Raw genomic sequence first — 23362 nt, 5'->3', positions numbered from 1 at the left:
GAAGCGGCGCGCTTATTATCAGGCTTTTCGGAGCCGCACAAATACCTATTTTGAGAGCATGCGCGCCAGTGATCTCCTTTGTTCCCGCCCGGGAGGGCTCTATTGCCCGCCCGGCGATTTCTTCATCGATCCGGTGCGGCCGGTGGCGCGCGCTCTGATCACGCACGGCCACTCCGACCATGCCCGCCCCGGCCATGGCGCGGTGCTGGCGACCAAGGAAACGCTGGACATCATGGAGCTGCGCTGCGGGCCGGGCTTTGCCGGATCGAAGCAGGCGGCAAGGCTGGGCGAGACGATTTCCCTGAACGATGTGAAAGTGACGTTCCAGCCTGCCGGCCATGTGCTGGGCTCGGCCCAGATCTGCGTGGAACATCGCGGCATGCGCATCGTCGCTTCCGGCGACTACAAGCGCCAACCGGACGCGACCTGCGCACCCTTCATTCCGATCCGCTGCGACGTGTTCATCACCGAGGCGACCTTCGGGCTGCCGGTGTTCCGCCACCCGCACGACAGGGACGAGATCGCACGGCTGGTGAAATCGGTCGAGCAGTTTCCCGAGCGCACGCACATGGTCGGCGCCTATGCGCTGGGCAAGGCTCAGCGCGTGATCAAGCTGCTGCGCCAGACCGGCTACGACCGCACCATCTACATTCACGGCGCGCTGGCCAAGCTGTGCGACTACTACGAAAGCCGAGGCGTCGAGCTGGGCGACCTGCAGCCCGCGACGGTCGAAGGCGGCGGCAGGCAAGATTTCGCCGGCGAGATCGTGGTGGGCCCGCCGGCCGCTTTCTCCGACCGCTGGTCACGGCGCTTTCCCGACCCCGTTTCCTGCTTCGCATCCGGCTGGATGCGCATTCGCCAGCGCGCCAAGCAACGCGGCGTGGAGCTGCCGCTGATCATCTCCGACCATTCCGACTGGAACGAGCTGACCGAGACGATCACCGAAACCGGCGCGGGCGAGGTGTGGGTGACGCATGGCCGCGAGGAAGCGCTCGTGCGCTGGTGCGAGCTGGACAATATCGAGGCGAAGCCGCTGCATCTCGTCGGCTACGAGGACGAGGGGGATTGATGCATCGCTTCGCCGAACTGCTCGACCGCCTGGTGCTGACGCCGTCGCGCAACGGCAAGCTCACCCTCCTCACCGAGTATTTCCGCAGCGTCGAAGACCCCGACCGGGGGCTGGCGCTGGCAGCCATCACCGGCGACCTGTCGATCGCGGCGGTGAAGCCGGCCATGCTGCGCGCGCTGGTGACCGAGCGCATGGACCCGGTGCTGTTCGGCTATTCCTACGACTATGTCGGCGACCTTGCCGAGACCGTGTCGCTGGTGTGGCCCGAACCGCCGGGGCACCATGCCGCCAACGCCCGCCCCGCGCTGGCCGACGTGGTGGGCGCGCTGCAGGCCGCGAGCCGCTCCGACGGGCCGCGCGTGCTGGCCCGCCTGCTCGACCGCGCCGACATTTCGGCCCGCTACGCCATCATCAAGCTGGTGACGGGTGGCCTGCGCATCGGCGTTTCGGCGCGGCTGGCCAAGCAGGCGCTGGCCGATCTGGGCCAAGTCGACGTGACCGAGATCGAGGAACTGTGGCACGGGCTGACCCCGCCCTATGCCGAACTGTTCGCCTGGCTTGAGGGCAAGGGCCCGAAGCCGGAGACCGCGGCCAAGGCGTTGTTCCGCCCTGTCATGCTCGCCAATCCGGTCGGCGACGGCGACCTCGAAAGGCTCGATCCAGCCGACTATGCCGCCGAATGGAAATGGGACGGCATCCGCGTGCAGGCGGTTTCGGAAGGCCGTGTGCGCCGGCTCTATTCGCGCACCGGCGACGATATTTCCCCCGCCTTCCCCGATCTCGTCGAAGCGATACGCTTCGAGGGCGTTCTGGACGGCGAGCTCCTGGTGGGGGACCCCCAGCGCGAGACCGGCACCTTCTCCGACCTGCAGCAGCGGCTAAACCGCAAGACCGTGTCGGCAAAAATGCTCGAGCGCTATCCGGTGTTCGTCCGCTGCTACGACCTGTTACAGGAAGGCGCGGAAGACGTGCGCGCCCTGCCCTTCCTGGCGCGGCGAGCGCGGCTGGAAAACTTTGTCCGCCGCCTAGATCCCGCCCGCTTCGACCTCTCGCCGCTGGCACTGTTTTCCGGCTGGGACGCGTTGGAGGAGATGCGCAGCAACCCGCCGCATCCGGTCATCGAGGGCGTGATGCTGAAGCGACGCGACTCCGCCTATCTCGCCGGCCGACCCAAGGGCCCATGGTTCAAGTGGAAGCGCGATCCCTTCACCGTCGATGCTGTGCTGATGTATGCGCAGCGCGGCCACGGCAAGCGCTCGAGCTTCTATTCCGATTACACCTTCGGCGTATGGGCCGGTCCGGAGGGCGCGGAGGAGCTGGTGCCGGTGGGCAAGGCCTATTTCGGCTTCACCGACGAGGAGTTGCGCCAGATCGACAAGTTCGTGCGCGACAACACCATCGAGCGTTTTGGTCCGGTGCGCTCGGTGCGCGCCGACCGCCAGCACGGGCTGGTGCTGGAGGTCGCCTTCGAGGGGCTGAACCGCTCGACGCGGCACAAGTCGGGGGTCGCCATGCGTTTCCCGCGCATCTCGCGCCTGCGCTGGGACAAGCCGGCCGGCGAGGCCGACCGCATCGAGACGCTGCAGGCGCTGCTGGACTGAAGACCGGTTGGCCTCTTTGCGGGTTGACCGCCTACTGCGACACCGAGACCCTGATTTCGTAGACATCCACCGACTTGCCTTCGCCGGCAACGTCGGAATTTATGGCGATGGTGCCGCCCGAGCCGGGGCTGACGGAGCGGAGGTCGAGCTCGAACAGATAGTCGCCGCGATCCTGATTGACCGCATAGCGCTTGCGGCCGCAATCGCCCAGCTCGCCGAAATTGCAATCGACCGACATCTGCGTTGCCTGGCCGTCGGCGGCGCGGGCGATGATGTCGAAGGTGGCCTGCTTGCCGGCAAGTTTTTCCAGCACGCCCTGGCCGACGTCGAACAGGATGGCCGCATCCGTCGCGCCCGAGCGGACGCGCAGGAAATTGCCCGAGCCGTCCTGCATCACCTCGGCGCTGGTGTTGCCCGGCGCCGTCACGCCGGTGGCGTCGGCAGGCGAGAAGACGTCGATCCAGGCGCGGTTGGGATCCGCCTGGCCCGGCTTGACCGGCGCGCCGCTGTTTTCGACCGCCGTGTTGTCGGTCTTGTTCGACTGCAACAGATTGCGCGCGCCTTCGCGCATGGACTTCGAATTGAGGAGGCCCGACTGCATCACCCACCAGCCGCCGGCGGCGACAGCAGCGACCAGCACGATGGTGGTAAGAGTGCTGGCGAGGGGAAAGCCTGAACGCCGAGCGCGGCGCTCCTCGCGCTCGACCGCAGCCGCCGCCTTCCTTGCTGCCTTGCCGGAGGCCGGGCCGTTGCGCCTTTCGCCGGCGATGTCGGGTGCCGCGGATGCTGTGCCGCCATTGCCGGGCCGCACGTCGTCCAGGCTGGGCTCGGCGCGGCCGGCATGTGCCGCAGGCGCAACCGCCGGCACGGCGGGCATGAATTCCGATTCGATCTCGGCGATCTTGGCCTGCAGCGCCTTGCGGCGGTTGATGGCCGCCTCAACCGTCAGGCTCGGGCTGGCCTTCAGCGCGCGATCGAGCGCGGCAAACGCCGACCGATAGACTTTCTCGCGGAAAGCCCGGTCGTCGGCATTTCCTTTTTCGAAGGCGTTACGGATCGCCTTTTCGATTGGGTCCAAACCGGTTTCCCCATTCTGTGTATCATTCTAGAACGATCGTTAGACGCAGCCGGCCTTTCAGGCAACCGCCCGGCTTGGCCAATATGGGCCTCCGGCCGGCCCGAAACAGCGTTATGCGCGGGAAAAATCCGCATATCGATGCGCGCGTGGCCGGCGTGCAGGCGGGGCGGCGAACGCAGGGCAGCACTTGGCCGCGCCTCGCCTACCCACCCTGCCGTCCGCGCTGCCGGCTATCGCAATCACGAATCAGGCGACGTCCAACGACATTAGTGACAGACGCGAAGCCCGCGCGAGAAGCGCATCGCCCTGCCCGAAACGGTTCACCCGGATGCCGCGGCGCCGCCCCGGCATATCTCTGCCCGTTGCGGCCGCCATGGGCATTTTGGGAAAACGAACATTCGCAACGAAGGCCGCTTGAATTTGCCGCGCAATGCAGCTATCACCCGCTCACCGTTTCGCGCCTCGCCGCGAAAAGCCGGTTGCCGCTTTAGCTCAGTTGGTAGAGCACATCATTCGTAATGATGGGGTCGCGTGTTCGAGTCACGCAAGCGGCACCACTTCTCCATTTCCAGCCGTCGCTATCCGTCCATACCAATCGCCGGAATGGCCTGATTTCAAAGGGTTTCTGTTGCTAACGGTGCGCAGCCGTTTGCCGACGTTTCTGTGAAGCCAAGATTTTTCTTGGTATCTTTTTTGGCATCGGCCAACATGCCAGGATCGAGATACCAAGAATGGGCATGGGGATGGCGCTGACTGATACTTTCGTTCGAAATGTAAAGCCGAGCGAAAAGGTCCAAAAGATTAGTGATGGCGGCGGGATGCATCTCCGCGTCGAGCCACGAGGATCGAAGCTGTGGCGGATGCAATACAGCTTCGCTGGAAAGCAAAAAACCCTTGCGCTAGGTGTCTATCCGGCCATCTCCCTTGCCGAAGCCAGGAAGAAGCGTGATCAGGCGAAAGGGCTGCTGGCAGCCGGCCTCGACCCCTCGGCCGAGGCAAAGCTGGAAAAAATCAGACGGGCGGAAGGCGCGGCGAACACATTCGCCGCCATCGCCGACGAACTCATTACCAAGGATGAAAAGGAGGGGCGTGCGGACGCGACCCTCGTTAAGAAGCGCTGGATCGTTGATATGGTGCGCTCCGACATCGGCTCGCGCCCCATCGCACAGATTACGCCAGCGGAAATCCTCCAATGCCTGCGCAAGGTCGAGCGCGCCGGCAATTACGAGACGGCGCGCAGGATGCGCGCCACAATCGGCCAAGTCTTCCGCTATGCCATTGCCACGGCCAGAGCCGAGAGCGATCCCACACTTGCCTTGCGTGGCGCCCTTACGGCACCGACCGTGACGCATAGGGCCGCGATCCTCGATAAGAAAGCGTTCGGCGGGTTGTTGAGGGCGATTTGGACCTACGATGGCCAGCCGGAAACTAAGGCGGCCTTGCAGCTTCTCACCTACCTTTATCCTCGGCCGGGCGAACTGCGCCAGGCAGAATGGAAGGAATTCGACCTTGATGCCGGCACATGGATTATTCCAGCAAGCCGAACAAAGATGCGCCGCGAGCATCGAAAATTCCTCCCGGAGCAGGTCGTCACGATACTCCGCTATCTCCATGGGATGACCGGCGATGGCGCCCTACTCTTTCCATCTGTGCGATCGCGGAAAAAGCCGATCTCCGACAACACCACCAACGCAGCGCTTCGGCGTATGGGCTTCAGGCAGGAAGAGGTGAGCAGCCACGGTTTCCGCGCGTCTGCATCAACGATGCTCAATGAGAGCGGAAAATGGTCGTCGGACGCAATCGAGCGAGAGCTTGCCCACGCCGACCAGAGCGAAGTCCGCCGCGCCTATCATCGCGGCGATCATTGGGATGAGCGAGTTAGGATGCAAAAGTGGTGGGCCGATGCTGTCGATCGGATGCGCAATGAAGGGGTAGGTCATGGCGGCGCTTAAGCACGATATTAATTCGGTATTCATGCCAAGAGCGATGGAGCATCTTGCGCGGCTGAAGCAACCAGGAACTGCAGGCTTTGTGCATTATACTTCTGCCGCGACAATGATCTCTATCTTGCGCGATCGAAAGATATGGATGCGCAATGCACGGTGCATGAACGACGTATCGGAAATGCAGCATGGATGCGACCGACTGATCAATGCATTGGACAGTGACCGCCGGCGCGAGAAGCTGATCGATGCGATGAACCTATGCAGCCCTGGCGCGGCCGAGAAAGCTTTCGCCATTTTCGATCAACACCGTCCAAATATTCTCGACCGGACATTCATAACCTGCTTGTCGGAACACGATCAGCGCGAGGACAAACTTGGTCGGCTGTCAATGTGGCGGGCCTACGGTCGGGACACAGTTGGCGTGGCCCTCGTCATAAATAAGGACGTGCTATTTCTTGAAGGCAACGCTCTCAACGCATTCTCGAGCCCCGTGGCATACCTGACTGACGAAGAGTTGCTTCAGGATATTGATAGGATCATCACGAATGTGGGGGCAAACGAGTATTGGCTGAAAAATGTCGATCCTAGTCAATTACAGCAAGTGTTGTTTGCCACACTGCTATTCGGCGTCACAAGTTTAAAGCACCCCGGATTTTGGGAGGAACGGGAGTGGCGCGTCATCCATTCTCCCGACATTTTCCCATCTTCTGTGTTGAAGCCTGCGATCGAGATCGTCGGCGGCGTCCCGCAGCAAATCTTCAAAATACCGCTGGAGGATTTCGCAGTTCACCGCAATGTCGGCTTCTCGCCAGATAAAATAATTTCCCGCCTTATCATCGGCCCATCGAACTATCCTGGGCAAGTGAAGGAAGCAATGATCGACGCGCTCAGCGCGGCTGGGGTGAGGAATGCAGCCGATCGTGTCGTGATGTCGGATATCCCTCTCCGAATGCACGCCTAATGCGCCGCCTCAAGCGCCATTACAGTAAGGTTCCTGAAGCTATCGAGGGCTTTCGGGCTGCTGGAATAGGTTTTGATCTCGATTGCCTTCAACGCGGCCACGTCGCCGGCCTCGATTAGCTTGACGATCTCAGCCAGCTTGCCTCGGAAACGCCGATGCGTCTCGGCTGAGAAATCGGGCGCAGGCGGCAGTACGCCCATTGCGGCATTCTCGGCGATCTCGGCACGGCGGCTCTTTGGCCGGGCGCGTGCGGGCTTGCTGGCGGGCGCCGTGGGGTCTTGCGGCCCTGGCCCTGCATCAGCGGTCTGTAGCCCGCCTATGGCCCGCTGCATGGCCTTCGGCACCGGGATGGAGTTGCCCTCGGGCGTGATCGCATAGATGAGGCAGTCACGGCCCTTGTTCTCGGCGCGGACTTGCCCAGCGATCACGATGGCCTCGGCCAGCGTCGGCGCCTCCTGCTTGAACACGTCGGCCGGCCCTCGGCGCATGTGCACCACGAAATGCGTCGCCTGGGCGATCGCGTCGAGATCGGCTTGATCTGCGGGATGGATTTTCTTCGCCATGGGACTGTCCTCCGTTGATGGTGGACAGTCCAGTTATCGGGAGCGGCGGAAAGAGCAACTTCTGTCACCCTTCGCTAGTGGCAAAGCCGAAGCGGCATGCCGCCGCGATCAAGCGCCATACCTTGTTGCTATTGATTTGCTGCGGGCGACCCGACCGGCTGCGATGGTGCCACCAGTTGTACGACCGGTGCTGGAGGAGCTACGACCGCTTGTATTCGAGGAAGCACAGTAAGAAATCCACCGGCCACCGCCAAGGCTGTCACGACGCACGCCACGATGAAGCCTTTACTTGGTAGATGATCCACCTTCGTTTCAAGTCTCGCGAGACGATCCCTAACGTCGCGGACATCGGTGCGTAGTTCACCAATGTCACGCTTCAGATACTCGCCGTCACTTTGGATTTTGGCGATTTCGATGTGGAGGATATCGTTTGACCGTTCGCGAGGCGGTGGGCCTGCGCTTGGTTCCGGGGGCGATGATGAGGAACTATGGTCGGGGCGTGAGATCATGTCAGACCAGGGGGTTCACCTTCAGCCATTCCCAAAGATTTTTGTCGTGCCAGCCCCAATAATTGGTGACCGGCATTACCATATATTGTCCATTGGCCCCATCTGGCCCGACTTTTTGCGCGACCTGCTCGGTCGTCAGTCCTTCAACCGCCACAAGAATTTGCCCAGCGGCTACCTCAAACCGGCGTTCAAACGCCGCCTCGACGGCGGGTTTCATTCGATCATTCGCGGGAGGGAACAGAACGGCGTAGACACTCATTGATATTCCTCGCGGCGGCGACGCGCTCCGGAACGGTAACAAAAAATCTTATATATTCGTTGCATGCGGCCCGCTTCGAATTCGATATAGGTGTAGCCACCCCATGGCAACCCGCCACGTCGCACGGTCTGGCCCCTAAGAGATAAGGCCGGCGTGCTGGCCGGCCTCGGTGCTTCGTCCGCCAGTACATGGTCAGCGCGAAGCATATCCAATATGGACGGCCCTGCGATTATTGCAAGGGGGGCTGAAACGGCGAAAAGGCGCGCACCAATGCGCGCCCCTTATTGCTTCTAGCCAGGGCTATCCGCCGGTGATGGCCAGAAGCCTTTCTGCCGCCGCCCGGCGCCGCTCAGCGGCAATCCTGATCGCCTCGTCGGCATGATGCGCAATGTCCTGCAAGCGGAAACCAGCGTGCCGCAGCAGACGGGTGACAGGGTCAACGTCGAGGTCGCATCGGCGGATGACGATGGCGTCTGCCATTCTTTGCTCGATCGGCGCGACGACTTCGACCTTGCCCTTCGGCCGGCCGCGCGGGCGTCCCGTGCCGTTGTGTGATGTCGATCCTGCCGGTCGGCCGCGCGGCGCCTTGGTGGTGGTGTCACGCTGCATCGCGAAGGTCCTTTGCAGCAATGACGGCGGCATCAGCCAGGCGTTCGATCGACGGCTCGCCGAAATTCGCGGCCTTAAGGGCAGCGCGGACGCCGGCTGGATCGGCGTCATCGGCTCCCCGCTTACGCAGTTCATCCGCCATCTGCTTTGTCAGAATATCGTCCAGCCACTCCATCCCTGACATGCGCCGAGCCGGCTCAGCGGCAGGGGTTGATTTCGTGGAGACGGCTACGGCCGCCGCAATGCAAGGGAGTAGTTTGAGGGTCAAACGGCGCGTGATATGGATGGCGTCAGCCATTCCGGATCTCCTGAGGATCGGGTTTCGGTTAGGGTCGATGGCGAAGTTGCAGCTTTCCATCGGCCCGAATTTCATATATAGGTAATTCAAATTTTCGTCAATTACCTATATGCGAAATTGTTCATGGCCAAAGCCGGACGCCCTACTGAGTTCCCGATCAAAAAGCTCGTTGCGCTCAACGAGAAAATTCTAGACGGCGTTGAAGCATACCGTCGAGATCAGAGCCCATCACCCAATCAATCAGAGGCAATTCGAGCGATCTTGACTGCTTGGCTTGTCAGTGCGGGCTACCTCAAGGGCTCGGAATGACCATGCTGCCGTCTCGTGCACGCATGAACTCCGTTCCCCATTCCCGTAAACAATGGCGCGCCATGATCTGCGCTGACGCGCGGATACATGCCAACGCCGCGAGAATTGCGGCCGTAATTTCGAACGAGGCAACACCGGCGGGGCGGTGGTGCGGGACAGCGGCAGCTCTGGCGAAGGCGTCTGCTTGCTCGCCTGCCGTGGTCGCCATGGCATTAGACCGCCTGGCCGCTCATGAATACCTAAGGTGGGTTCAGCGTAAGCCCGCAACACCGCTCATTTTGGAAATGGTGCCACCAGCAAAACAATCTTGAGAGGTGAGATCTGCTCACTTCCTCAGGAGCTCGGGCGAGCCATCGCCAAGCCATTGCTTGCCGTCCTTCTCGCCCGCCCACGGATTGCCGAATTCCTTGGGCGCCGGCGGTTCCTCACCCGCCTTGATAACCGCCTTCACGGCTCGGCGCTCGCGCCGATGCTCGGCCTGCTTGAAGGGCTTGTCGCTCTCTGCCGTAGTCATGCCGACGATTGGGGTCTTGCGGCGCGATCGAGCCATTGGTCACCTACCCATCTTCCTTAGGCCTATTCTGTCGGCCGAATTGGGCCGCCGCCATTTGCTTTCGAAGTGCCATGAACTCCTTGACGGTCGTGGGGGCTGACGGCAGTTCGGTGAACGCGATATCTAGCTCGACACGATCCCAAATGGTGCGGTTGTTGACGCGCTTGGGCTTCGGCATCCGGCCATCCTCAACCATCTCGTCGAAGAGGGTGGTGCCAACGCCGACATACAGCGCGGCGAGCGACCGAGAAAGGCCGCGCGGGATGAATGGAAGCGGCCCTCCGGTCTCGTCTTTCAATCTCCCCATGATGCGTCCTTTCACAGGCATGATCTCAGTGAAGGTATCGATGACATTTCGCCGACGCAACCTGACGAATGTCCGCCTCATGTCCGCGTTCCGGCATCCCGGCTGACTTCCGGATGCCAGCCATATGGGTCCCTTTCCGGGAGGCGCGGCCTGGGCGGGTCCGCGCGACCGCCGGGTTTGCACGTTTTTGGTTTTCCGATTTTCCCGGTTTGGTTGGGTAATTCGTCGGCAAAAATCCCGGAAAAGCGCGGCTTTTGCGGCGATTTCGCGGCTCCAGAACACCAACTCCAACTGCAAAATTGAAAATCGGAAAAATGCGCAAATCCGGCGGTCGCGCGGACCCGCCCAGGGCGCGCTCCCCCCGAAAGGGACCCGCGATGGGGGGGCTGGGGGCCGCACGTGGCGGCCCTGCCCCGTTGGCCATGGCGGCAGGAAGAGGCTGGCGCCGACACGCATGCAACATGGCAGGGGCGACCCGGCTTGTCAGTTTGCCCCATCCGAAAAAGTTGCGTTCGACAACGCACGAAGCTTTGCTGAAATTGCCGACACCGTCGCATCCGCGATCGATTGCGGATCGTTCGACGTAGCATGGACGGTCACCTGAATAACGGGGGCCGGCGACGGGTTGGTGACCTCGACCTTCTGCACACCGGAAGGCTGCGTTGTCACCGGCGCCGCGACGGTGACTTCGGCAGGGGCGACAGGTGGGCTGCGCAGGAACTCGTCCATCGAGATTTCGCGCTCGATCTCGCCACGATCGCGGCGGCCGCGTCGCAGCGGGCCGCCACGCGACGGCCTATAGTTTAGCCTGTCGAGGCGTTCCTCGCGCGTTTCTGTCGGGTCGAACCCCATCCACCAAGCCGGTTCGCCCTTCTGCGTTTGACGACCGCGCCGGGCGACATCCGGGCCATATTTGGCGATAGCCGCTGCTAAGCCGGCAACCCCAACGGCGCCCAGTATGGCGGTGGTGCCAAGCCCCAGCCCACCTCGGGCTGCAGCCCGTGCGCCGCCGGCAGCTTCGCCAGCCGAGCCGCCACCACCGCCGAAGAACGCGCGGAATGACTTCCATGTCAGCCAGGCGCCGGCGCCGAACAGCGCCGCTGGAGCGGCGTTTGCGGCAGTCTTCGCCATATCCGGGTGATCCTTCTGCCACTGCTCCAGAGAACCGGACAGGTCAGAAATTCCACTCGCCACGCTGTGCAATATTCCACCCGCATCCTTCATTGCCGGGGTAGTCAAAACGGATCCGAAATTCGCGACCGAGTTCATGAACTCCTGCATGGCAGAGACAGGGTTCTGACCGATGGTGTTGGCAGCATCGAGGCCCATCGTGTTCTTCATCATCTCGACGTTCTTGTCGGTGATGATCTGGTTGGCGATCGCGTGCGCGAGGTTGTCGATTACGGTCTGACGGAAACCGGATTTCTGGAGGGCATCGGAGATGAGGCCGTGCATGGCCTTTTCTTCGAGAACCGCGTCGCTCGCTTCGGGGTCGGTCTGGCGCAGGAGCTCCATGCGCTTCTTTACTTTTTTCTCGTTGAGCGCGCCCGTCTTTTCGATGGCGGGGAATAGAACCTGTTGCGCCCACTTGGTTTGATCCGTCGAGAGAAGGTCCTTATCCTTCACGCCGCCGGCGATGAAGAACTTGCCGCCGCCGCCCTTCCTGATCTGGTCGGGGCGGATGATGCCATTTTTGGCGAGCCACTGCGCGCCTTGTTTCGTCATCTTGCCGCCGAGCAGCGTGCTCATGGTCTGCGCGAATTCGTTGCCGAGGCGCGAGGCGTTGCCTTGGAACATGCGAGCCATGTTGGTGAGCAGCGTATCGCCGCCGGCCATTGAGAAGTTGGTCGCTTTCGCATTTGCCACGAAATCGCGAACCTTCGACGGGTCGATGGCCGTGCCGCCGACCTGCTTCGCCCGGACGTAGGCATCGAGCAAGTTCTCGACGGCCCTCGGATCATTGGCCTGGCCGCTGCCCTCCAATGCGAGCATGAGGCTGCGCACATCTTCGGCGCCGAACTCCTGACCGGACGACGCAAGGGCTGCGCGCGCCTTGGCGACGGCCATGCTGTTCCGCCGCATCTTCTCGTAATCGATCGGTTCGCCGGGATGTTCGGATGCGGCAAGCGAGCGCTGTTCGGCATAATCGTCCAGGGACTGCGCCTGCGTGGTGTAAGGGTAAGCGCGCGACACTTCGGAGGCGATCTCCTCCGCCTTGGCGACCTCTTCCTCACTGTTAGAGACGTTGCGAATTTTGTTCACCGCCTCCGCACGATGCGCGCTCTCGGTAACGAGATTGCGCGCACCACGCGTCATCTCAACACCAACGACAGCACCTGCCACCTCCAGACCAATTTGCCGGCCGTTCCTCGGCTCGCCAGTCCTTCTGCGAAGCGGGACGATGCCACTGCCAGTCCTGCGCGCCTCGCGATCCATCGTGCGCATCTGCCTGATTGTCTGCGCGATCTGGCTGCGAATTTCCTGCTGGCTGCGGGTGATGTCGGCGCGGCTGCTGATGCCGTAAGCACGCAATGCCTGCTCGGCAGCGCGGATAGCCGTGCGCTGACCTGTGAAAGCCTTCTCGCTCTGGCGCAAAACGGTGGTGGCCGCCTTGAGTTCGGCCTCCATCTTCTTCGTTGGCGCGGCGGCTTTCGTTATCGCCTCTTGAAGCCTTTGCACATTGGTGCGGGTAGTGCGGAGCTTGAGGCCTGCATCGACCAGACCACGCCGAAGCCCGCGAAACTCGCCGAGTGCCTCAGCCTTGCCGCGCAAATGATCAAGCTGCCCGGCAAGGTTCTTCGCCCCAGCGACGCCGTTCTTGCCGAGCCCGGCGATCGAACCTTCAAGGTTCTTCAACGCGCGGCCAGCGGCCTTTGATGGCCCGCTGACCGCGTCGAGCAATTGCAGGCGAAGGGTTGATGTCAATGACGACACAGGCCGTCTCCTTGCGGCACACGGTTCCGTTGCTGCTCATCGGCAGCGCGGCTGACCTGGCTGGTCAAAGGCCGCGAACTGGTCATTTTTCCGCAAAGGCCTTGCGCGCCAATTCGGTCAGGCGGCCGCCGCCGCTGCCGACCTTTTCTGTTTCAGTGGAGGTCTTCGCATCAGCGGCGCCGTTCAGCTTTTTCGCCATCGCAGTGAGGCGTCCAGATTTGCTTTCGGTGGTTTGGGTATCGTTGTTCGTCATGGCGGGCATCCTGTCGTTGGAGGGTGACGTCAATTTTGGGTCGAAGGCAGCAAATACCTCACGAACGATGTCGTCGGCGGATTTGGCCAAAGGCTCGCGCTCAGCGCGAGCTAGCGCGAAGTCGCGAAGGCCGCGAAGGCCGGCAAGACGTGGATGGTCAGAAACTGCACGAAGCCGGTCGCCGTGCGCTTGCGCAGACGAAACCTCTCTACGCGGACGACTGATCGGCCCTGGCAGGCCGCGGCCGAGATCGGCCAGAACATCTTCGAAGCTGCCGAGACGATCAGCAAGACCAGCTTTCACGGCATCCTCGCCGATACGGATGCCAGCTTGCAGATCGCGAATTGCCTTGGCGGAGAGCTTCGGCCGATGATTGGACACCAGACGGACGAAGCCGTCCATGACGCGATCCACTTCCGCCTGAAGAACCGAACGATCCTCATTCGACAGTGCTTGGTAGGGATTTCCGATCGCTTTCTCGTCGCCGGCCTTAATCACTGTCGTCGTGATCCCGGCGCGTTCCAGCGCAACGGATTTATCGGCGTGCACAAGCAAAACGCCTATCGAGCCGGCAACGCCGCTTTCCGTGATGACAATCTCGCTCGCACCGCTGGAAAGGCCATAGGCCGCGCTGGCCGCCATGGCGTTGACAACAGCAACTACCTTCTTGTCGGCATTTACCTGCCGGATCAGCCGCGCGGTTTCGTTCATCCCGAGCGCCTGACCGCCAGGCGACTGGATGTCGAGAATGATTGAACGCACATCGGGATCAGCAGCCGCATTGCGCATTTGCTGGGCGATGCCCTCATAACTCGTCAGCCCAGACGAGGCACCAAGCCAGGCGCCCCTATTCACAAGCTCGCCGAGGATCGAGACGACACCGACGTTGCCCTCCTTGCGGTAACCTTTCCAGCGACGGGTCGATGGGTCTCCCTGTTCCTGCCCCTGGAAGCGGTTCGCGTCGGGTCCGGCACCGAGCATCCGAGACCGGATGTAGGCGCCGATGACGTCGGCTTCCGGCTGACGAAGAAGGAGCGGCGCCCCAAAAAACTGGGCGGCGACACGAGCGAAAAGCAAATCGTCCGTCATGGCGGATCAGGCCATTTCGAGGATCGGGCCGCCATCAAAATCGGTGGCCTCGTGGCTTCCGCCACCCGCAATGCGACGTACGCGCTCCTCAGCCCTTTCGAGCTCGGCGCGATCTACCTCGGACAGTACTGTGTCATCGTCTTCCGAGAGGAGTGCTTCCGGCGAAGCATCCGCTCGACGCGGCGCTACCAGCCCGGCCGCTTCGGCCGCCCTGATGAGGCGCTCTTCTGCGCGTTCTAGATCGGAAATCTCTGCATCGATCTCCGCCAGGCGCTTGGTGCGAACATCTTCGGTGATGCACTCCGTGCCGCGCAATGCGTCCGCACAGTCGCACTTGACCTGTTCGGCAACCGTTTTCGCCAGATAGTAGCGAACCTTGTCCTCAAAATTCCCAATGAGATCAGGCTTGCGCCTTTCAAACCTATCATCCGGGAAAAGAAAATACTCCGATATGCTTCCACGACGATTTGAGAAGGCAAGCTCTCCTGCCAACCAATCAGCAATTCGATTTTCGGCCGTTTCTAGATCAACCGGGAGGTGAGCAATACGGCTGCGTTCCTTTTTCGCGGCGTAAATCTTCTCGCGGATAGCTGCGAGGCCCTGCCTGAATTCTGCCGTCGCCTTGGCGGCGGCGGCAGCGAGGTTGGCGAAATTATCGTTCTTCGTCTTGCCCATAGTGGTGGTTACCTTCCGGAAATGGTGATTTTCGCCCCGTCGCTTGTGGCCTGTAGAAATCGGCGCACATTGGCGAGGTTTGCGGCTGCGACCGCATGAAGTTCCTTCGCTTGCTCCAGTTCGGCGCGTGCCTTTGCGAAGGCGCGCTCGGCGGTGTCCATGCGCGCCTTGGCGACGGCTGCGTTGCGTTCGATGCGAAGGATTTGGGTCGGGTCGATCTTCATGTCGATGACGATCGACCCGGCATCTGGAAGTTCAAAGGGTCCTATTGAACTTCCATGCCAAGTATTTGAATGAGCTGCTTTACTCCGGGCACCCGCGCCCCTGATTGCAAGATCTGCCAGAACGTGGCGGCGGGTTCATATTGCGGCGGACCGGCCCATAGGCGCTCGCGGGGCCACCGACCCGCCTCATAGCGGCGTGCTCCCGTGTCTATCTCCCGGGCCACCTGCAGCAATGGGAGATCGCGCCAGTCACGGATGCTCCGATGCAGATCACGCAGCCTGGCATTGCGACCCGCAAGCAACTCTCGCTGTCGTTCAGAGATGCCACCCCGACGGATGGGCTTCGGCGGCTCCGCAGCGCTGGCAGGCCCGCCTAGAAGCGCCAAGGCAGCATTCCAAGCCTCATCACCAGCCAGTTCCTTCACAGGACCGATGATGGCAACAACATCGTAGGCGGACAGCGACATGATCAAGCGGCCTTGCTGCTCCGCGACAAAACCCTGATCGCCGCGTCATACAGAAGCGCCTTCCTGCTGACGGACGCGGCGGCGGCCCTTGAGGCCGCCTGCCGCCTGTCTGCCTCAGCCTCATCAAGTAGGCGTTCGAACTGCGTGTCGGTGATATTGAAGTCTATAACCAGACCGGACGGTGCCGGCTGGCTGGCCTTACGGCCGCCGCCGTCCTTGTCCGCAAAACTTGCCGCACCCTGGCGCTTCATAAGAGGATATACCTCATCTATTGACGCGCCATCCTGCGGCAACTTTTCAGCGATCCCCTTCTTCGCCAGGAATTTTGCCAACGCTTCCGGTCCCTTCGATTTGTGATAACGAAGCGTGCGATCGGAGATGCGGTGCCGGCGGCAGAATTCTTTTTCGCTGTTGTCCACAATCGCCGCGAGCGGTTGGCAGCCCTCGTCCCGACGCTTTCGAGCCTTTGCCTCCCTATCGCGGTCGGCCTTCTCTCGCTTCCTCCGGCTCTCGAAAGTCTCATCGTCGGCCGGATAAATCGCCTCAATTTTGAGAACTGAGTGTTCGGCTGATGACAGGCCGAGCAGCTTGCCGAGTGTTGACGCCTTGATGCGACGCGGCCGCGCGATAACGCGCTCCGCGAGGTTCATCACCTCATCTGGATCGGCGGAAGGGCACCACTTCTTCGCCCATTTCGTAAAGTGGCCGGGCGTGGCTTTCCGCCGCTTGAGTTGCAATCCGAGCGCGATCGCATTGAACGCCGCCGAGAGATATAGATGAACATCGCCATCGCAATCACAAGGGCCACCGTATCGGTGACGAATAAGGCGCTGGATGCCAGCAAGCCGGACGCCGTTCACATCGAACGGGGCATGCGGATCGTAGCGATCGGCTTTATTCGTCGTCCAATAAATGACGCCATGCTGGTCCATCATGACCAGATGCCCATCGACGACATCAACGCGGCCGCCAGGCATTAACCTCGTATGCTGCATGGTGCTCCTCCACTCAAAGGAGGCGGTGCCGAGCGCATAGCTTCTATTTGTGCGAGACGGCCCTCAAGCCAACCGATGACGCGCGTCACGTCGAGCTGCGCGGCTTCTTCCGAGGCGCCTGCATTTCGGTGCATCCGATAGACTGCCCATGCGAGGTTCTGCGCGGTGGCACCCTTGGTTCCCGCAGCGATCCGCAGGCATTCACGATCAAGCCACGCTCGGCGGATGTGGATCATCGACATCACTGAGACGTTGGTCATGGCAGCGCCCCGGCGACGAGGGCGACGATCGCGGCCGGGATGGCGACCTGCGCGATCATGCGGCGTCATCCGTCAAACACGCGGCAAACCGCCGGACCTCGCTGGCATGGATTACCGTCCGCGTCAGGATTTTGGATCGACGGACTTCCCCTGACTTGAGCAGGTCGAAGACTGCCGACCGGCTGATGCCAAACATGCGAGCAAACTCGTCAATCGAATAGGCGAGCCGAGGAAGGTCAGCGACCTCGGTAGTCGTTTCAGTGTTAAGAATAGGATCGCGCACGGCGACACCTCCGCGAAATGATTGCGTGAAGGGGTGCTTCGATGAAGACCAGGTCAAATGATTAGGCGACATCAAGTCGCCACAGCAATCTATGCGCTCCCTAAGATTTGTTCAAGTACTTGAAATCAAAAAGAAAAGTAGCCTGCTTTTGCTTGAATGAGGGAATAAAACCAGAAAATTAGGCAGAAGTTTGCGATGCTTTTGTTCAGATCGCCATCAAATCTATCCTTGGCAGATTTCTTGGTATATCCTGCCGTGGTATTTGTTAAATCTTATTAATATCAATTGGTTAGATGTCTAATTAAATGCCCGCAAGCGGCACCAGTTCCAACACCTTGATTTCATTGTTGAAATTGACGCTTCTCCGAGACCTTTAGAAATCTATGTCTCCCGATTGATGAAGCCAACTTCATCTAAGTTCAAATCACTGGAATCAATCTCTGGCTATATCCGCACCTAGCCGGAGATGGGCGGTTGCAACACCGGAAAGCGGAAATCAGCTCGGCCGAATACTGCTTGCGGGTCGCGCGAGGCACGCCGCGTGACCTGTTGGGCAGAAGCGGCGAGATGATCGACCAAGTCGGTGAGTTTGTAGCGGCGGCGCATCATTCAAGGCCCCTCATTCCGAAGCCTTGAATCACCAACCACATCAAACACCAAGCGCCTGATGAGTTTACGGTCCAGGATGGGATGAAGGAGACCGTGTCCCGCCGGCTGCTTTCACGGTCTGTCCTGCCGACGATTACTCGAACAGGTCCTCCGGCCGGACCTCGTCGAGGACGTCGGGGCTGTCGTTCTTCGAGTTCCCGACTTTCCGGTCGACCCTCCACATCTTCATGAGATGCGCAGGATACGGTTTCAGCAGATCGGCGGGATCGGCCTCGTCTCCAAGCCAGCGCACATAATCCTCGCGCCGGAGGATGACAGGCATGCGGTTGTGAATCCTGGCCATCATCTCGTTCGGCTCGCAGGTGAGGATGCAGAAGCTCGTCACCTCCTCCCCCGTCGCCGGATCGCGCCAGTCCTGCCTGATTGCGGCGAGACAGAACGGAGAGTCGTCGGCCATTGCGATCGCATATGGCTGCTTGTTCTTTCCAGTGCCGAAGATGTCCTGCCATTCGAAATAGCCGGTGATCGGCATCAGGGCGCGACGAGAACGATAGGCATGCTTGAAGATGCCGTTGCTCGCCACCGTCTCGCCCCTGGCGTTGATATGCCTGAAGCCCTCATTGCGCGCCTTGGCGAAGTGAGGAATGAAGCCCCATCTCGCCATCTTGAAGGCCGGGCCGAAGACAGGCTCTGCCGCGTCGCGCACGACATCCCGGATGATGATCGGATAGTCCAGCCCGGGCGCGCCGTTGTAGCGCGGAAACTGGTTGGCGGCCCGATCGACCTCCGCATTGTGCTGCGCGAAGGCGAAGGCACTCAGCATCTGGTCCAGGTTGGTCTTGATGTTCACGCGGCCGCACATGGGCTTGCTCCCGGCTGTTGCCTTTGCCCCAGCATACGCAGTCCTGACCATCTGGGGAGCCCGGGCGCACCAAAATCCCCCGGCCCTCTACGCTCGCGGCAGCCAGGGTGTTCCGTCGTAGGCACGGGCGGGATCGTGGTCAAAAACGCTCCGCACTGAATGGCGCGAGGTCGACGGCCGGGGTTTCTCCGGTCATCTGCTCCGCCAGCAGACGGCCGCTCACCGGGCCGAGCGTGAAGCCGTGATGCGCGTGGCCGAAATTGAACCAGAGGCCCGGGCGCTTTTCGGCGCGCCCGATCACCGGCTTCATGTCCGGCAGGCATGGCCGTGCGCCCATCCAGGCCTCCGGCTCGACGCGGCTGCCGAGCGAAACCAGCGTCCGGGCGATCGCCTCCGCCTTGTCCAGTTGAAGAGGCGTCGGCGCGGCATCGCGCGGCGCCAGTTCGACGCCGGTCGTCAGGCGAATGCCGTCGAGCATAGGAGACAGGACAAAACCTTCGTCGCTGACGAGCGGCCGACTTAACGAAACCCCGCCGGCCGGGGAAAAGTGCATATGGTAGCCGCGCTTGACCGCAAGCGGAATGCGATAGCCGAGCGGCCCGGCCACGTCCGTCGACCAGGCCCCGAGCGCGACGACCATGTCCCTTGCCCGCAGTTCGCCTGCCTCCGACGGGAGGCTCCAGTGGCCGTTACCCTGGCTTAGCTGCCGCGCATCCGCGCGGACGAACTTTCCGCCGCGCCGCAGGAACAGTTCGGCATAGGCCTTGGTCACCGCACCCGGGCTGGAGACCGTGACAGGATCGCGCCAGTGGATCGCACCGGCGATGGACGGGCTTACCGCCGGCTCCATCTCGCGAAGCTGCCATCCGTCCAGCACGTCGTAGCTTAGACCGTATTCCCGCAGATGTTCGGCCGCCTTTCTCGAAGAAGCCAGATCGCTCGGAGTGCGGCATATATCGAGCCAGCCCGTTCCACGGGCAAGATGAGTGGCGCCCGCTTCCTGCAAAAGGGGCCGATGTTCGCTGACGCAGCGCTCGATCAGCGGCAGCATGGCCCGCGCAGCTTCGGCCAGGCGCCGGGGCGAGGAATGACGCCAATACTGGAACAGCCATGGAGCGATGCCGGGCAGATGCTTCCAATCATAGCGGACGTCCGAAGACCGGTTCAGGGCAAAGCGCAGGAGGGTTCTGATATTGCGCGGAAACGCATAGGGCACCACGCTGGAGCGCTCGATAAGTCCTGCATTGCCATAGCTCGTTTCCTCGCCGGGCCCGCGGCGGTCGACAAGTACCACGGAGCGCCCACGGGCCTGCAGATGAAGGGCGGTGGACACGCCGACGATACCCGCGCCGAGAACGGCGACGTCGTTGTTGATGGTCAAAATCGTTTCCTATGATCGGCAGAACGCAATCCGCCGAATGTGGCAAGAGACGGAGTTTCTGTCGATACGGCTCTTTGGCTCGATGTGGAAGGCTTGTTTTCCCTGCGGGCAAGCGCGGCCTCGACCAGCCGCTTCGGTATCGGCTTTCTGCTAGCGACAAGACCGCGAAAGCTATAACAACATCGACGTGAGACGATCGGCTGCAACGGCAGAGACGATCCGCACGGCGGCCCGAGCTATCGTCTCCGCGAGTTGGTCCACGACATGGGCCTGATCTGTCAGTTTTTGAGAATGCCCGTGGAAAAACAGCTTTTGCGCGAGACGGTCGACCTTTCCGGCTACCCTGATCTCGTGGTCCTCTATCTCGGCATGCGCGTGAACGTTTTCCAGGGCCTCGCGACCCTGCTCGGCTTCGGCACGAAAATCTCGGAGGCGGTAAAGGGCGCGCCGGACGGGCTGCTGGCGCACGAGCCAATCGTCTATTCCCTGTTTCCGCCGCATGTCGGCATGCGCCAGTATTGGCGGGACTTCGAGAGCCTCGAGCGCTGGTCGCGCAGCGAACCCCACCGGCTCTGGTGGCAGAGTTTCCTGCGCGATCCGAAGGGCACCGGCTTCTGGCACGAGGCCTATTTCCGCCGCGGCGGCATGGAGGCAGTCTACGTGAACATGCCCGACCAGTCGGGTTTCCGCTCCTTTGCGCCGGTATGCGTAGCCAAGGGGCCGATGTTCTCGTCGCGCAAGCGCGCAGGGCTGGGGGGCGACGCGCCGCCCGCGCCGGTCCAGGAGCAGGAAATCTACAAGTGACAGCCTCCCAGGCAGACCAGAGAAGGAGCAGAGCAGTGTTTGGCAAGAAAGGCGCATGGTTGGCGCTCATGGCGGGCGGGCTTGTTCTTGTTCCCGTCGGTGCGCAGGCGGAATCGCTCAACGTGACGGTGACGCGCGTGCGCAGCAGCGAGGGCGTCGTGCGCTGCGGACTGTTCGCTTCTGCGGACGGATTCCGCACGCCCGGGCGCGAGGCGCACGCTGCGGACGCTGCGATCAAGGACGGTCAAGCGGTGTGCCGCTTCACCAATGTTGCGCCGGGCGCGTATGCCCTTGCGGTCTTCCATGCAGAGAAGAACGAGGCGGCGATCCAGTACGGCGTCTTCGGCAAGCCCAAGCAGGGGGTCGGCTTTTCGAACAACCCGTCGATCACATTCGGAGCGCCAAGCTTCGACAAGGCGCGGTTTGCTGTGAACAAGCCGCGCGTCGACCTGAGCATCGCCCTGCAATACTGAGGATGCCGCAGGCGCATCCGCCTGCCTCCAAGGCAAGAAAGCCGATCTCTAGCTTTCGCGGTCCTCGCGCAAACGTGCCGGGGTCGTGCCCGTTTCCCGCGCAAAGGCGCGGGTGAGGCCGGACAAGCTCTCGTAGCCGCACAGCATGGCAATGCGCGCGAGCGGAATGGGCGGGGTTGCTTTCAGCAGCGAGGAAGCGCGAGCAACGCGAACGGTCCGGATGACATCGCCGACGCTCTGTCCCCGCTGGGCGAACAAGCGGTAGAGATGCGCCCGCGAGCATCCAAGGCTGTAGGCGATGGTAGCCGCGACGAGTGAGGGGTCAGCGTAGTGTAGGTGTATGAACTGCAGCGCGCGGGCATGGAATTCTTCGGCATGGTCCCGGTGCTTCGGTGCAATCCTCGTCGCCTGCTCCGAGGCAAGAATGCCGAGAGCGAGATCGACCGCAATCTGCATGGCAACCTTCGTGGCGGCCTGGTCGAGATGCGCTGCATCGCGCGCCATCATGCGCAGATGGTCATTGAGGGAGCGGGAGAGGCCGACCTGCGGCAGGCAAAACGCGCCTTCCTGCAGGAACTCGACGTCTCCTTCGAGATCTTCGATCACGGTGGCACGCGGCAAGGAGATATAGATGTGGGCGTGGTCGCGCGCATGCGTGCGCAGCGGCTGGCTTGCGTCGTAGATCCCGATCCCGCTTTGCGCCGTCAGTTCCACCGCAGCGCCGTGCCCGCGGCGCACGCGCGTTTCGCCTGCCACGGTGGCGCCGATCATGATGAAGTCGCTGTCCCCACGGGTCTGGCCGACGACCGTGCCGGCGTTGGCGCTGTATCCGAAGATGGCGCCCTGGGCATCTGCACAAAGCAGCGCCTGCCCTGAAAAACCGTCCGCTCCGGGGGTTCCTGTGAGATCGAGGTCGATCCGCGGAAAGAGGCTGCGCCAGTAGTCGAAGCGGTCGCTCTGCTGCAGGTCGTCGGTCGAGATGCGGCGGAAGCCGCTCCCGGATTGTCGATCGCGTCGATCGGACATGCCGCGCTTGCTCCTCACTTTCGAGAAATGTCCGAGCAGAAAGCCCGGCCGATCATACGCAACTTCGGCCGCCGCGCCACGCCGAAATACCTCACTTGCTCAGCTTGTCACCGACAAAGGCTCCTGCGCGGACGCCCCACCTGGCGATTCGCATTCCACGACGACCGGGAGCCAGTCGTGGCTCTACTTCGGCTGGCCGGTCTTGGGGTCGATCTTGATTTCCACCTTGGCCTTGTCGTTCGTGCGGTAGGTGATGTCGTAGTAACCGTCCTCGTTCCAGTCGATCTCGCTGACATACTGGAACTGGTCCCGCTTCTCGATCTTGGCGATGATCTCGGAAAGCTTGAGCGACCCCTGCGGCGGGACGGGCTGGGCCTGGTTCTGGGCGTGGGCATGTCCGCACGCCAGCATCGCCACCACGATCGAACCGAGAATTTGACGGCGGGCCATGGCTTTCCTCTCCTCAAAGCGCAATGGACAAGAACGGAGGATGCCCGGTTTTGGTTCCAGTAGGTGAACGCCGAGCCGCCTTGATTTGGGCCAGCGAATATGATGGACCTGCCCGCCATGAGAAAGCTCTGTCTCACCGCGTCGGCACTCCTCGTGCTCGCCTCGCCGGCCATGGCGCTCGACCCGCGGCTCAAGGCCGGCCTCCTGAAACTCGACCCCGACACGCGGCTTGAACAGCGCTGCGACGCCGAGGCGCTGGAGCGCATCGGGCGCGATCCCAACCCCTACAAGCCGGACCGTGTCGTCGCCTATGCGATCAGGACGCCGAAGCTGCAGGGAACCACCATCGAGAGCCTCGGCGCCGCATTCCGCGCCAAGGGTCAGTGGTATCGCCTCTCCTATACCTGCCGCACCGCAAACGACCGCATGAAGGTGCTGTCGTTCAGCTACACGATCGGCGACAGGATTTCCGAGAACGACTGGCCGAAATACAATCTCTGGCGCTGAGGGCGGCG

The 23362-nt window shown here is 61.9% G+C and carries 26 protein-coding genes and 1 tRNA gene; 8 read left to right on the top strand and 19 right to left on the bottom strand.

Annotation, left to right across the window (positions count from 1 at the left end):
* The first annotated feature begins 58 nt into the window (after positions 1 to 58).
* Positions 59 to 1069: a ligase-associated DNA damage response exonuclease gene (locus ABLE85_RS00710; RefSeq protein WP_348790774.1), complete on the top strand. Its 1011-nt coding sequence runs from the start codon at positions 59 to 61 to the stop codon at positions 1067 to 1069.
* A complete protein-coding gene (locus ABLE85_RS00705; RefSeq protein WP_348790773.1) occupies positions 1069 to 2670 on the top strand; it encodes a cisplatin damage response ATP-dependent DNA ligase in 1602 nt (533 codons plus the stop codon). Before ABLE85_RS00710 ends, ABLE85_RS00705 begins: the two co-directional genes overlap by 1 nt.
* Positions 2671 to 2701: 31 nt before the next feature.
* Here ABLE85_RS00705 and ABLE85_RS00700 read toward each other — a convergent pair whose 3' ends face one another.
* The gene (locus tag ABLE85_RS00700; RefSeq protein WP_348790772.1) at positions 2702 to 3748 is read right to left on the bottom strand and encodes a hypothetical protein; all 1047 of its coding nucleotides are present in this window, start codon (positions 3746 to 3748) and stop codon (positions 2702 to 2704) included.
* Between the two features lie 481 nt (positions 3749 to 4229).
* Here ABLE85_RS00700 and ABLE85_RS00695 point away from each other — a divergent pair.
* The 3 genes from ABLE85_RS00695 to ABLE85_RS00685 all read left to right on the top strand — a co-directional run bounded on the left by ABLE85_RS00695 (position 4230) and on the right by ABLE85_RS00685 (position 6655).
* Positions 4230 to 4305: transfer RNA gene (locus tag ABLE85_RS00695), tRNA-Thr, on the top strand.
* 186 nt (positions 4306 to 4491) lie between these two features.
* The gene (locus ABLE85_RS00690) at positions 4492 to 5700 is read left to right on the top strand and encodes an integrase arm-type DNA-binding domain-containing protein (RefSeq protein WP_348790771.1); all 1209 of its coding nucleotides are present in this window, start codon (positions 4492 to 4494) and stop codon (positions 5698 to 5700) included.
* Entirely contained in the window at positions 5687 to 6655 is a 969-nt protein-coding gene (locus ABLE85_RS00685) for a DUF2971 domain-containing protein (RefSeq protein ID WP_348790770.1), read from the top strand. Before ABLE85_RS00690 ends, ABLE85_RS00685 begins: the two co-directional genes overlap by 14 nt.
* On the opposite strand, the gene ABLE85_RS00680 is transcribed toward ABLE85_RS00685, so the two are convergent.
* From ABLE85_RS00680 to ABLE85_RS00605, 16 genes are all read right to left on the bottom strand, one after another.
* Complete coding sequence (locus ABLE85_RS00680; protein ID WP_348790769.1) at positions 6652 to 7218, bottom strand: hypothetical protein; 567 nt, start codon at positions 7216 to 7218, stop codon at positions 6652 to 6654. The genes ABLE85_RS00685 and ABLE85_RS00680 overlap by 4 nt on opposite strands.
* Positions 7219 to 7728: 510 nt before the next feature.
* On the bottom strand, positions 7729 to 7986 hold the full coding sequence (locus tag ABLE85_RS00675) for a hypothetical protein (RefSeq protein ID WP_348790768.1): 258 nt from the start codon (positions 7984 to 7986) through the stop codon (positions 7729 to 7731).
* Between the two features lie 300 nt (positions 7987 to 8286).
* Entirely contained in the window at positions 8287 to 8595 is a 309-nt protein-coding gene (locus tag ABLE85_RS00670) for a hypothetical protein (RefSeq protein ID WP_348790767.1), read from the bottom strand.
* On the bottom strand, positions 8585 to 8893 hold the full coding sequence (locus ABLE85_RS00665; RefSeq protein ID WP_348790766.1) for a hypothetical protein: 309 nt from the start codon (positions 8891 to 8893) through the stop codon (positions 8585 to 8587). Before ABLE85_RS00665 ends, ABLE85_RS00670 begins: the two co-directional genes overlap by 11 nt.
* A gap of 634 nt (positions 8894 to 9527) precedes the next feature.
* Complete coding sequence (locus ABLE85_RS00660) at positions 9528 to 9752, bottom strand: hypothetical protein (protein ID WP_348790765.1); 225 nt, start codon at positions 9750 to 9752, stop codon at positions 9528 to 9530.
* 7 nt (positions 9753 to 9759) lie between these two features.
* Positions 9760 to 10062: a hypothetical protein gene (locus ABLE85_RS00655; protein WP_348791419.1), complete on the bottom strand. Its 303-nt coding sequence runs from the start codon at positions 10060 to 10062 to the stop codon at positions 9760 to 9762.
* Between the two features lie 483 nt (positions 10063 to 10545).
* Complete coding sequence (locus ABLE85_RS00650; RefSeq protein ID WP_348790764.1) at positions 10546 to 12996, bottom strand: hypothetical protein; 2451 nt, start codon at positions 12994 to 12996, stop codon at positions 10546 to 10548.
* Between the two features lie 82 nt (positions 12997 to 13078).
* Positions 13079 to 14338 carry a S49 family peptidase gene (locus tag ABLE85_RS00645; protein ID WP_348790763.1) on the bottom strand — a complete coding sequence of 420 codons (1260 nt, stop codon included), beginning with the start codon at positions 14336 to 14338 and terminating at the stop codon, positions 13079 to 13081.
* A gap of 6 nt (positions 14339 to 14344) precedes the next feature.
* Positions 14345 to 15013, bottom strand: a complete 669-nt coding sequence (locus ABLE85_RS00640) for a hypothetical protein (protein WP_348790762.1) — start codon at positions 15011 to 15013, stop codon at positions 14345 to 14347.
* A gap of 8 nt (positions 15014 to 15021) precedes the next feature.
* On the bottom strand, positions 15022 to 15237 hold the full coding sequence (locus tag ABLE85_RS00635; protein WP_348790761.1) for a hypothetical protein: 216 nt from the start codon (positions 15235 to 15237) through the stop codon (positions 15022 to 15024).
* A 41-nt stretch (positions 15238 to 15278) separates the two neighbouring features.
* Positions 15279 to 15710 carry a hypothetical protein gene (locus tag ABLE85_RS00630; protein WP_348790760.1) on the bottom strand — a complete coding sequence of 144 codons (432 nt, stop codon included), beginning with the start codon at positions 15708 to 15710 and terminating at the stop codon, positions 15279 to 15281.
* The gene (locus ABLE85_RS00625) at positions 15707 to 16699 is read right to left on the bottom strand and encodes a hypothetical protein (protein ID WP_348790759.1); all 993 of its coding nucleotides are present in this window, start codon (positions 16697 to 16699) and stop codon (positions 15707 to 15709) included. The genes ABLE85_RS00630 and ABLE85_RS00625 overlap by 4 nt, the downstream gene beginning before the upstream one ends.
* Before the next feature lie 315 nt (positions 16700 to 17014).
* Positions 17015 to 17314: a helix-turn-helix domain-containing protein gene (locus ABLE85_RS00620; protein WP_348790758.1), complete on the bottom strand. Its 300-nt coding sequence runs from the start codon at positions 17312 to 17314 to the stop codon at positions 17015 to 17017.
* A gap of 384 nt (positions 17315 to 17698) precedes the next feature.
* Positions 17699 to 17851, bottom strand: coding sequence for a hypothetical protein (locus ABLE85_RS00615; RefSeq protein ID WP_348790757.1), 153 nt, complete (start codon positions 17849 to 17851; stop codon positions 17699 to 17701).
* Between the two features lie 133 nt (positions 17852 to 17984).
* A complete protein-coding gene (locus ABLE85_RS00610; RefSeq protein ID WP_348790756.1) occupies positions 17985 to 18713 on the bottom strand; it encodes an SOS response-associated peptidase in 729 nt (242 codons plus the stop codon).
* Positions 18714 to 18852: 139 nt separating this feature from the next.
* Positions 18853 to 20088: an FAD-binding oxidoreductase gene (locus ABLE85_RS00605; RefSeq protein WP_348791418.1), complete on the bottom strand. Its 1236-nt coding sequence runs from the start codon at positions 20086 to 20088 to the stop codon at positions 18853 to 18855.
* A gap of 303 nt (positions 20089 to 20391) precedes the next feature.
* Between ABLE85_RS00605 and ABLE85_RS00600 the strand changes: the two genes are divergently transcribed.
* Both ABLE85_RS00600 and ABLE85_RS00595 read left to right on the top strand, forming a co-directional pair.
* The gene (locus tag ABLE85_RS00600; RefSeq protein WP_348790755.1) at positions 20392 to 20898 is read left to right on the top strand and encodes a DUF4188 domain-containing protein; all 507 of its coding nucleotides are present in this window, start codon (positions 20392 to 20394) and stop codon (positions 20896 to 20898) included.
* Between the two features lie 35 nt (positions 20899 to 20933).
* The gene (locus tag ABLE85_RS00595; protein ID WP_348790754.1) at positions 20934 to 21371 is read left to right on the top strand and encodes a DUF2141 domain-containing protein; all 438 of its coding nucleotides are present in this window, start codon (positions 20934 to 20936) and stop codon (positions 21369 to 21371) included.
* Positions 21372 to 21419: 48 nt separating this feature from the next.
* Here ABLE85_RS00595 and ABLE85_RS00590 read toward each other — a convergent pair whose 3' ends face one another.
* The gene (locus tag ABLE85_RS00590; protein ID WP_348790753.1) at positions 21420 to 22397 is read right to left on the bottom strand and encodes an AraC family transcriptional regulator; all 978 of its coding nucleotides are present in this window, start codon (positions 22395 to 22397) and stop codon (positions 21420 to 21422) included.
* A gap of 183 nt (positions 22398 to 22580) precedes the next feature.
* Complete coding sequence (locus ABLE85_RS00585) at positions 22581 to 22847, bottom strand: PepSY domain-containing protein (protein WP_348790752.1); 267 nt, start codon at positions 22845 to 22847, stop codon at positions 22581 to 22583.
* Positions 22848 to 22946: 99 nt separating this feature from the next.
* Here ABLE85_RS00585 and ABLE85_RS00580 point away from each other — a divergent pair, with 99 nt between their 5' ends.
* A complete protein-coding gene (locus tag ABLE85_RS00580; protein ID WP_348790751.1) occupies positions 22947 to 23354 on the top strand; it encodes a DUF930 domain-containing protein in 408 nt (135 codons plus the stop codon).
* Positions 23355 to 23362 lie beyond the last annotated feature (8 nt).

Origin of the sequence: Mesorhizobium sp. KR1-2 (assembly GCF_040045035.1) — a bacterium.
GTDB lineage: Bacteria > Pseudomonadota > Alphaproteobacteria > Rhizobiales > Rhizobiaceae > Pseudaminobacter.
Note: the sequence above shows the minus strand (reverse complement) of the source record. Positions and strands in the feature narration are given on the sequence as shown.